The sequence below is a fragment of the Pricia sp. genome (assembly GCF_041745955.1).
Lineage (GTDB): Bacteria > Bacteroidota > Bacteroidia > Flavobacteriales > Flavobacteriaceae > Pricia.
The window spans coordinates 1-9,485 of the sequence record NZ_JBGTHY010000343.1; the positions used below are offsets into that span (position 1 = coordinate 1).

9 protein-coding genes and 2 pseudogenes are annotated in these 9,485 nt (G+C 42.2%); 5 read left to right on the forward strand and 6 right to left on the reverse strand.

The annotated features are described in order from the left end of the window. The 6 genes and pseudogenes from ACEW8S_RS12575 to ACEW8S_RS12600 form a co-directional block, all read right to left on the reverse strand. Window positions 1–309 (reverse strand): annotated as a pseudogene (locus tag ACEW8S_RS12575) (ATP-dependent Clp protease ATP-binding subunit); the annotation flags it as partial. Between the two features lie 80 nt (window positions 310–389). Further along, window positions 390–896 (reverse strand): type VI secretion system TssO, encoded by a 507-nt coding sequence (gene tssO / locus ACEW8S_RS12580; protein WP_373518494.1) that lies wholly within the window; start codon window positions 894–896, stop codon window positions 390–392. 10 nt (window positions 897–906) lie between these two features. Then, complete coding sequence (gene tssK / locus ACEW8S_RS12585; RefSeq protein WP_373518495.1) at window positions 907–2,058, reverse strand: type VI secretion system baseplate subunit TssK; 1,152 nt, start codon at window positions 2,056–2,058, stop codon at window positions 907–909. Window positions 2,059–2,166: 108 nt separating this feature from the next. Then, complete coding sequence (locus ACEW8S_RS12590; RefSeq protein ID WP_373518496.1) at window positions 2,167–3,033, reverse strand: TssN family type VI secretion system protein; 867 nt, start codon at window positions 3,031–3,033, stop codon at window positions 2,167–2,169. A 5-nt stretch (window positions 3,034–3,038) separates the two neighbouring features. Beyond that, window positions 3,039–3,950: a hypothetical protein gene (locus ACEW8S_RS12595; protein WP_373518497.1), complete on the reverse strand. Its 912-nt coding sequence runs from the start codon at window positions 3,948–3,950 to the stop codon at window positions 3,039–3,041. Window positions 3,951–4,015: 65 nt separating this feature from the next. Beyond that, window positions 4,016–4,654, reverse strand: coding sequence for a C40 family peptidase (locus ACEW8S_RS12600; RefSeq protein ID WP_373518498.1), 639 nt, complete (start codon window positions 4,652–4,654; stop codon window positions 4,016–4,018). Window positions 4,655–4,713: 59 nt separating this feature from the next. Between ACEW8S_RS12600 and ACEW8S_RS12605 the strand changes: the two genes are divergently transcribed. The 5 genes and pseudogenes from ACEW8S_RS12605 to ACEW8S_RS12625 form a co-directional block, all read left to right on the forward strand. Next, window positions 4,714–5,745, forward strand: a complete 1,032-nt coding sequence (locus ACEW8S_RS12605; protein ID WP_373518499.1) for a PKD domain-containing protein — start codon at window positions 4,714–4,716, stop codon at window positions 5,743–5,745. 188 nt (window positions 5,746–5,933) lie between these two features. Next, the gene (gene tssD, locus ACEW8S_RS12610) at window positions 5,934–6,323 is read left to right on the forward strand and encodes a type VI secretion system tube protein TssD (RefSeq protein WP_373518500.1); all 390 of its coding nucleotides are present in this window, start codon (window positions 5,934–5,936) and stop codon (window positions 6,321–6,323) included. Then, window positions 6,311–6,472, forward strand: a complete 162-nt coding sequence (locus ACEW8S_RS12615) for a hypothetical protein (RefSeq protein ID WP_373518501.1) — start codon at window positions 6,311–6,313, stop codon at window positions 6,470–6,472. The genes tssD and ACEW8S_RS12615 overlap by 13 nt, the downstream gene beginning before the upstream one ends. A gap of 273 nt (window positions 6,473–6,745) precedes the next feature. Continuing rightward, window positions 6,746–8,761 carry a hypothetical protein gene (locus ACEW8S_RS12620; RefSeq protein WP_373518502.1) on the forward strand — a complete coding sequence of 672 codons (2,016 nt, stop codon included), beginning with the start codon at window positions 6,746–6,748 and terminating at the stop codon, window positions 8,759–8,761. A gap of 187 nt (window positions 8,762–8,948) precedes the next feature. After that, window positions 8,949–9,485 (forward strand): annotated as a pseudogene (locus ACEW8S_RS12625) (hypothetical protein); the annotation flags it as partial.

A 9,485-nucleotide genomic window follows, 5' to 3' on the forward strand; every position in this document is an offset into this window, starting at 1 on the left:
GATCAGATCTACGTCCTCTTTTTTCAGTTTCATTTGAATATCCTCTGCCTCGACAAAGACAATTTTAGACGCGGAACTCGCTCGGACATCTAGGGTGCGGCTAGATCTTTTGGGATAGCTTTCCAAATTCACATCGGCCCATTCCTCTATGAAATACACATCTACTCCCAAACCGTGCAAGTATCGCAAAAGGGACAGATCACGGTTTAGGGCGGCCTTCACCAAATGTGGCGGACCGAAACTTTCGTGCCGGTGTTCTTCGGCGATCTGCGTGGCAATATGAATGGTTTTTTCTACTTCTTGGTTCATGGCCGGGGGTACTGTTGCAGGTTAACGGTTAATTTGGTTAAAGGTTGCAAGTTGGGTCAAAAAGGGTTGTCTTTTTCAACCTAATTTCTCAGACGTTGTGAAAGTTCCAAAGCCTTTTCAAGATGCCCGATCTCTTTTTCGGATGCGCTGAGCTGCTCGTTCAGGTCGTCAATCTCGTTCTTGGCGTTTTCTACCTGCTTCAGATCGCGCTTGGCGTCCATCAGTTTTTTGTAGGTCAAAACCAGGTTTTCGTACATACTCTTGTCGTCGAGCGAATCTTTGGGTATCCCGCTCTTGATATCGATAAGATCGGCGTTAATGCTCTGTTCCAAAAAGAAATAGCCTTCCCGCGTATTTTCGAGCGAATCGATAAGTGTATCGACCTTTTCAAGTTCTTTGATGAATTTCTTCTGGTAGAGAAACTCATAGCGGATTTTTTGATTTTCGGCCCGAAGCACCGTATTTTCTTTCCACGGCAATTTGTAGCTGTAGAAAAATGCCGAAAAAAGAATACCGACGGTGATAACGAACATCAGTAAGAAGAGGAGGAAGGCATTTGCTCTTTCCTTTTTGTTCAATATTTCCATGATCTAAATTTTATTCGGCCAAGAATGATGGCCCATTGGACTTATCCGATTTGCTTGATTTTTCCTTGACAACATTTTCATGTACAAAAATGCCCATATCACGACGTTTACCGATGTAGTCTACTTGGGTGAGCACGGTAAGCAGTCTATCGATGGTCTTCATAAAAGCGGATATCTTTTTTATATTTTCATTGACATCGAGGTGGTTGTACTTCAGGTTGATGATATCGGTGAAGGTCTTTTCATACGCACCGCCTTTAAGATCCGTCCATTCCCCAAAATAGTTAAAAAGTTGTTCTTTGTTTTCTGGGGATGAAACATCGACCGAGCCTTTGAAAATACGGGCGAAACTCACCAGAATTTCCAACAGATCTTTAGGATGCATATCGTATTGTTCCCACTTTACCGTGGTCATTTTTTGGGCGAGGTACATATAGATTTTGTTAACGGCAATATACATCGCATCGGAAATAGGATTTTCGTTCTGCTTCGACTTTATTTTTTGAACTATGTTGATGGCATTGCGTTCCGCCATCTTTAAGAAGCTCTCCGCTTGGTCGTAGAAATCCATCAATTGGGCATGCGCGCCCAAACTGGTGCAGGGCGGAATGTAATCGGTAGTCAATGATAGGCCTTTAGCTTCTTTTACGATTTTTGCGACGGGTAACTGATTGCCAGCGAGTCCGTTTTTTTCAAGTTCTTCTGCATCTATAAACGTAAAAAAGTGCCCATTGGTAAGAAACGGATAGCGCGGCGGCACCTCTTTGGGATCCTGTTCCCCGAAGGCAACGGCATTTTCGGTGTCGAGGTTGATGAGCAAGAAACCTTCTTCGCCCTTCATGTCCAGAAAATCATCGACTGTAATATCGTCTTCAACACCGGGCGTCTGTTTGGTAATTTGAATACGGTTACCATTCGGCGTTATCGCCCGTAGTGCTTTTATGGTTATTTTTAAACTTTTATGGATATCGAGATTGATGACGTAATCATTTTTGCCATCCGTATGAGAATCCAAATAACCATAACAATAGCGTCCCTTTCGGGTTACGAAAGCATCCTTCACACTATTTTCGGCAAAATTCTGAAGGCTCTGAAAATGGGCCTTGGAGATTTTCATCCCATCGATCCAATTGATTTTAAAATTTTTGATATCCTCGATCATGGTATTGTAGTTTGGTAGGGTTGATTTGGTTTTATAATCCCACTTTATCATAAAGGAAGGGACTACTGATTATATATTGTTTTTTCAATACCTTTCTGCTGCTTCGCACTAAATCCTCTGGCAAACCACCACATCCCCATCTTCAAGATTGTTGTTTTCAACGCTCACCTCGGAGTCGATGTGTTTCGACGAACCGTACCATTTGGGCTTGAGATAAAAATACCATCCGTAAGGGTCGCCAGAATCTTTGGTCATCTCAATTTTTGAGGTCGCCTTTTTTTCGTTATAATCGTTGATGAAGAAAAAGAAAAGCCTTCCGAAATCCATATCTTTGGGCGCTTTCGCCTTAAAACTGGTCATGTGTTCTTCCTTCGTGTTCTTATGGAACATAAAGTTGAGAACCATCATATTATTAAGTTCGTAATGTTTCGGGGTTTCGTATCTCTTTCCCAAGGGATAATACCATTTTGAATATAGCTTTACGGGAATGGAAACCGAACAGTTAAATAGGATATAAAAGCAGGTGGGAATCACGAAAGCAGCGGTCAGTAAAAAATAGTAGGCCAAAAATTCCAGATCGTCAAAATAGGATGCTATCATGATGACAGGAATGATCAATACCGTGGACGTAATGAACGCAAACAGGAATTCCGTAAAGTTAGTATCGGTATCGAACTTCGTAAATGCGAAACGATAAAAATAGACATGAAGTGCCCCCATGATAAAGGCGCTGACCAACAGCGTTACATAGCGAAGCATCACCGTAGATTGGCGCAGGTTATACACTATAGCGACAATAACGGCCATAACCGCAAGGTGTATGAGCAGATAATAGTAGAATTTCTTCTGTTGTTTTTTGAACCCTGGTGTTTTCGATGCAATAAGGCGCAGCCCGATGAACACCAATAAAAATACGATCATAAAAGGCATCAGGGCATCAAAACTGATGAATCTCGAAAAATAACTTTTGATCATACGTTCTAAATTGTTGCCGATATACCGAGCCTACCTTCGTAGACCGTCTCGCTAAGTACAAATTTTGTTTTTGGTTCGGCCATGGTAAAATCGATTTCAAAATCACATTCATAGGGAAGGGTATGCTCGAGAAAAAATTGAACCACTGATATTATTTTTCCGTTCGGCAGATAGTCTTCGATAGCTTCTGGCCGTTCGATATCTACTATGGTAAATGTATATTTCGGAAGAAAGGTCATGGGCTGTGCGGCCGTTGCCAGATTTACGCCCAATTGCCAAGGGGCTTCATCCATTTGATAATCGATGGATACAAAACCTTGTGCTATGGATACCCTTTCTTCGATAATGTTTTCCAATATGCGTTGTAACAACGGTAAATTCCCGGCAATCTTGTACATGAAGGGCATTGTCTTTAAAATTTTGGCGGCCATTTTTTCGGGAATATCGGCATCAATATTCCAAAGATCGGTGAGAAAGTCTACCAAATTAGCACTTCCGAGCGCTTGAAATGTTTTGTCCTCATCGCTTTCGATTGCTACCCTATGCAGAAAAAATTCCGCTTCCAAGGGTTTGAAAAATTTGCGGGCCTGTTCTTCCTCTAGCTTTCGATTTTTGAAATCGGCCACCATGGTGTCTACAAAAGGGGTGCTACGGTAAGAGGTATGGAAAAACCGTTCGGGAAAGATGTTGTAGAAACTACGCCGACTTAAATGTACCTCTAGCCTTTCCCCGTTCTCGCTATCTTCTCCGATTCGGGTGATATCCTTACTAAAGCGTCGTTTGAAATAATCGGATAGGTTGATGTCCAAGGCTACCCCGTCTTCCAAGAGATGGGCGGTAAACGTTTCGGCCTTAAGATCAAAATCCAGATCGAAAACCTGTTGTTGAATAGAGGGATGTGGATTAGTTTCTGTCATCCTTGCTGAATTTAATACCCTGAGGTTGTTCCTCGTATTGTATTTGAACTGAATTTATAAGTGCATTATTGGGTTAGCAATCGGGCACTGGCCACATATTTATCTTGCCAATAATGAGTATCCAAATCGGTGATTTCCACACCATGTGGGGAGTTAGAACCTAGAAACTTCCCGTTTTGAAGGTAAATACCCACATGTGATACGATTTCGTCTTGATAGCGTAATCTGAAAAACACCAGATCTCCTTCCTTTAAATACTTTTGGCTCTTGAAGTGGGCACGGGTGTCGAAATAGAATTGTTGCACAGAAGTTCTCGGAATCTCCTTACCATAAACCTCGTAATAGATCTGTTGTGTCAACGAAGAACAATCCACACCATCTTGGGAACTTCCGCCCCATTCATAGGGAGTATCCATCCATTTCGTGATTACCGCATATAATTTTTCGTTACCTAGGGAATCGGTGGATATATTCAATAATGCTGCATACCTCTCTTTCTCCGCAGGGGTTAGATATTTGGACTTTTCAGAGGTAGCTGTGACCGGTTTTGATTGTATTTTTTCTTCTTGGACTTTATTTTTTTTGGAATTGTTAAACTTTGTGATTTCTCGCTTGTAGTACGAATAATCCGTCGTTTCATACGTTTTTTTTGCACATGAACCTGATAGCACAATAACAAGGAGAAACATCAGTTTTAATTTCATGGTAAAATTGATTTACTTTTTGAATTTTTCATACGCATGCAATAAATAGGAATTTTCTTATGAAAAATAATGGAATAAAAACCCACTTTGACCGAAACGTGTTTATTACCTTTTTAGTATTCCTTTTGGTCGGATTTGCGCTATTATCCTTCAAGCTGAACTCGACCGTCGATTGTGCCGATGTAGGTTTTGAGGTCATTTCAAATTCATATACTAGCGAAGACCTTATTGAGTTCAAGAGTACCGATACCTCCGGTGTAGAGTGGATGTGGGAATTTGACGACGAAAGTCCACCTGTGTACCGCTCTGACGTAGTGCATCAATTTACCGAACCGGGAAAATATACCGTATCCTTGCGAATGAACGGCCAATGTATTGCCACCAAAGATATCGCCATAACGAAGCGAGAAATACTTGTCGACCCAGATCTGATACCCAATATTATCTTACCCAAGTATGTAAGGGTGGGTGACGAGGTAGAATTTGTTAACGATTCGAAGTTCGCAAAAAGCTGGCAATGGAGCTTTGGGGAAACAACGGGCATTGATGGCAGCGGCAAAAAAGAGAAGTACACCTATAAAAAGCCGGGTGAGAAAACAATTTTACTGGTGGTCAACGATGATCTCAGACACGAGGCCAAGCAGCGTATTACAGTTCTACCTGCCATTAAAGAGCGTAAAAAAAGAAACACGGCGCGAAGAACAGATCCCATAGAAAACGTCTTGCGGCAACAGATTATCGACAAGCCGATTGCCGAAACCAAGAGTGAGGAAAAGGATAAAAAGAAGAAGGCCGAGGAAAAAATAAACCGTATAGAGGTTTCGGAAAACGAGTTGCAACAACTTTTCGTAAACTATTCAAACCGGAGGATAGACGATACCGCCATTCGAAATTATTTTTGCTACAGCAATATCCCTGTTTTTAACAAGACCGGCGATCGATTTACGGTAAGTCAATTCTTTAATGAGATCCGGGACGTCAAACTAGAATTGAACGGCATCAAGATGGTGCGCGATAAAAAGACGGGCTGTGTCAAGAGTATGACCGTCGATATGCGTACCAAAAAAGGATTGTTTTGGAAGAAGTTTTAAACCCATGCTTGCGTCCATTAACCTCTAAAATAGTATTAAAGTTTTTTCTGTAGTAAAAAGTGAGTAAATCTAGATGCTGCTCATCGAAAAAAACATATTTGACTTGAACCTTTTTATAGTTTAGCCCCGTCGTTAATGACGTTATATAATTCTTAATCAGGCAATTATTGCCACAAAAACCATTTTTTATGTCTTTTAAAGCTAAGTTGAATTTAGGAGGAAAAGAATACAAAGTTCTTCATTGCTCCTACGATCTGAACCAAGAAGTAGATCCTACGGGAAGACCATCTTCTGTAACCCGAGGCGGTAGGGTAACCCTTACTGTTGAATCTACCGGTGACACCGCTCTTTTTGAATTAATGACCGATAATTTCGGTAAAAAGGACGGTAGTATCATATTTACCAAAAGAGATACTGACGCAACCTTGAAAGAACTAAAGTTTATTGAGGCCTATATGGTCAAATATAAAGAGAATTTTGACTCTACAGGGCAAAATCCTTTAACCGAATCCTTTACGCTTTCTGCCAAAGAAATTACATGTGGTGGAGGTCAGCACAAAAACGAATGGGTAATCTGATATACCCGTCCAAAGAATTAAAAAGGGGAGGCTATACTGGCCTCCCCTTTTCTTTGGTGGGCTATGCGTTCTTAACGGATCATTACAGGCAGGCCAAAGGTATAAATTTATGGACCGCTGTGTACCGAAGGGTACGCACGGTGGTGTGAGAGCCCAGATAGGGAACCAATCGCTGACTTCCTACTCGATTTTGCCCCTAATCTATTCCATCCAGTACTTGGTCGATTATTTCATTGCTCTCTTCGAAATGATTTTTACATTATTCCAGCCTTAAAACTTCAGAAAAAAGATTTGGCTATATTTTAACATTGGAGATACAATAATTGTAAAACCCTTCACCAAAAATAGCGTAAGTATTTATAGGTCAACCGAGTAAACTGTATCAAATAATTAGTTATAAACACTTTAAACACACTGCCATTATGAAAAAGAACGCTTTTAAATCGATTTTCCTCTATGGGACGCTAATTCTATGCCTTGCAGGAATCGTATCTTGTGATGACGAAGAGAATCTGACCGCCAAAAATTTGGCAACCTGCACCGACGGTGTTATGAACGGTGACGAGACCGGTATCGACTGCGGTGGTGCTTGTACGCCCTGTGAGGATGGAATGGAACTCGGACGTCGGGCGGAACTATACGTCACTAACAACGCCAATGGAGACATAACCAAATATAGTGTTACCGGCGATTCCATGGTTACCTATAAAACGGCATCCGAAGCCGCCGAAGGTATTTATTTTGACAAGGACGAAGATTTGGTCGTTCAGGCTTCCCGATCCGGACTTTCATTGGATGCCTACAAAGGGCTGAGCATGCTGACCGAAGATTCCGATGCTACTGCAGACTTTAGCAGTGCGGCGGATTTTGAGAGTCCGCGTGAGTTGGCCGTAAGCGGTGACACGTATGTCGTATCCGACAATGGATCTAATAAATATTTTGTGTACACCAAAAGCGGTGATAGCTTTACGTTGAACAGTACGGTCGAAATCCCTTTTCCTGTTTGGGGCATTACCTTTAAAGGAAAAGATTTATACGGCGTAGTCGATACCACAGGTGATCTGGCCGTTTTTAATGATTTTGTAGCCAATGCCAAAGACGGTGTATTGATACCCTCGAAAAGGGTGACCATCGGAGGGATTGTAAGAACCCACGGCCTTACCTATGACGGTACCGATGACGTGATGGTATTGACCGATATCGGTGATGCCGCTAATGCTACCGATGATGGCGGGTTTCATGTCATTGCGGAATTTTCCAAAAAATTCGATGCGCTTTCCGATGGGGAAGTTTTGCCTGCAAATTTGCAGGTACGTGTTGCCGGGCCTTCTACGTCTATGGGTAATCCTATCGATGTGGCCTATGATTCCGAAACCGATGCCGTTTACATTTCTGAGGTCGGAAACGGAAAAGTATTGGGCTATACATCCATTGGCGATGGTGGCGATTTGGCCCCATCCTATAGCAAAGATCTGATGGCCGCCTCGTCCATCTATTTTTCAAGTGACGAGACCGATGGAAACACCGGTGACGAAAGCGTTGGACAGCTCACTATGCTGTACACTACCAATAATGCCAACGGCGATATCAATGTATACGATAGTCAAGTGGGATTGCAAAAAACCGTGATTTCCGAATCAGAAGCTTCCGAAGGTATCTATTACGATGCCATGAACGATAACGTAATTCAAGCTTCGAGATCAAATCTTCGTTTGGAAAATTATGGCGGGTTTTGGGATATTCCCAACGGAAGTGCCGTTAACGCCGATTTTGTCAGTACAACGGATTTAGTGAGTCCGAGGGAAATTGCCGTATCGGGAGACCGTATAGTGGTTTCCGATAACGGCGAGAACAAGTTTTACGTGTACAGTTATGATGGATCGTCTTTTAAATTGATCAGTACACTAGTAACCAATTGTAACCTTTGGGGAATTACCTTCAGAGGAAATGACCTTCTTGCGGTCGTCGATAAATCAAGTGATTTGGCCATTTATTACGACTTCCTGAATAGTAACAAGACCGACGGAGTCGTTGCTCCGGACAAGCAGATTACTATAGAAGGAATTGTTAGAACGCACGGTATCGATTATAACGAGGCCGAAGACGTATTGGTCATGACAGATATAGGAGATGCCGATGATGCCATTACCGATGGAGGATTTCAAGTGATCCAGGGCTTTACCGCCCAATTGGAAGCTACCCCTGATGGTAGTTCTATTGCGCAATCAGAGCAAATCAGGGTCTCCGGTACATCGACGCGGCTAGGCAATCCCCTCGATGTCGCCTACGACCATAAGACCCAGACCGTTTATATTGCGGAAGTAGGGAACGGAAAGATTCTTGGCTTTAGCGATGTTTTGAATACCAACGGCAATGTTGCGCCGACGAACCACACCGATTTGACGTCCGCTTCTTCGATTTATCTCTACAATAATTAAGAACCATTACCAGCTGATCGGAAAGCCCAAAGTCTTTTATAGACTTTGGGTTTTTGTATTGGTTACCCATGTAAGTGCTGGTTTTTTCCCATGTTAAAGAAAAATGGACACGAAGGATATTTTATGGAACCCTTTTCATATAAAATGTGATATTTGCATGGAAAAAAGATTTAGACGATTTCATTGCATGAAACTACTCGCCGAACAGTTGCGCAATAGGCTCTTTTGGGTTCTTGATGCCCTAAAGGGTGGTCAGGTGAAAGCCCATTATACCGATATAGCGGATATTCTTGAAAATTTTGAGAGTCCAAAATCCAAAGAAAGAAGGCATGCGCTCTTGAAACAACTGCTACAGCATGCCTCTGGAACAACCCCGTTTTATCGGCAATATGGACATTCTGAAGACTTGCAGGATTTTCCGGTAATAGATAAAATGGTCCTCCGAGATAATTTTCAGGCTTTTCAGTCCAGCGAATATGTGAACAGGCCGAAACATGAAGTTTCTACGAGCGGTTCTTCCGGTACACCCTTTAAGATTTATCAAAATACGGACAAAGTCCTTCGAAACCGGGCCGATACCATTTATTTTCAAAAAATCGCGGGATATGAGATCGGGTACCGCCTGTACTATATCAGAAAATGGTTGTCTAAATATAAAAAGGGTCGGTTGGCCACGGCCATGCGTAATATCGAAATGATCAATGTCTCCGATTTTTCGGACGCC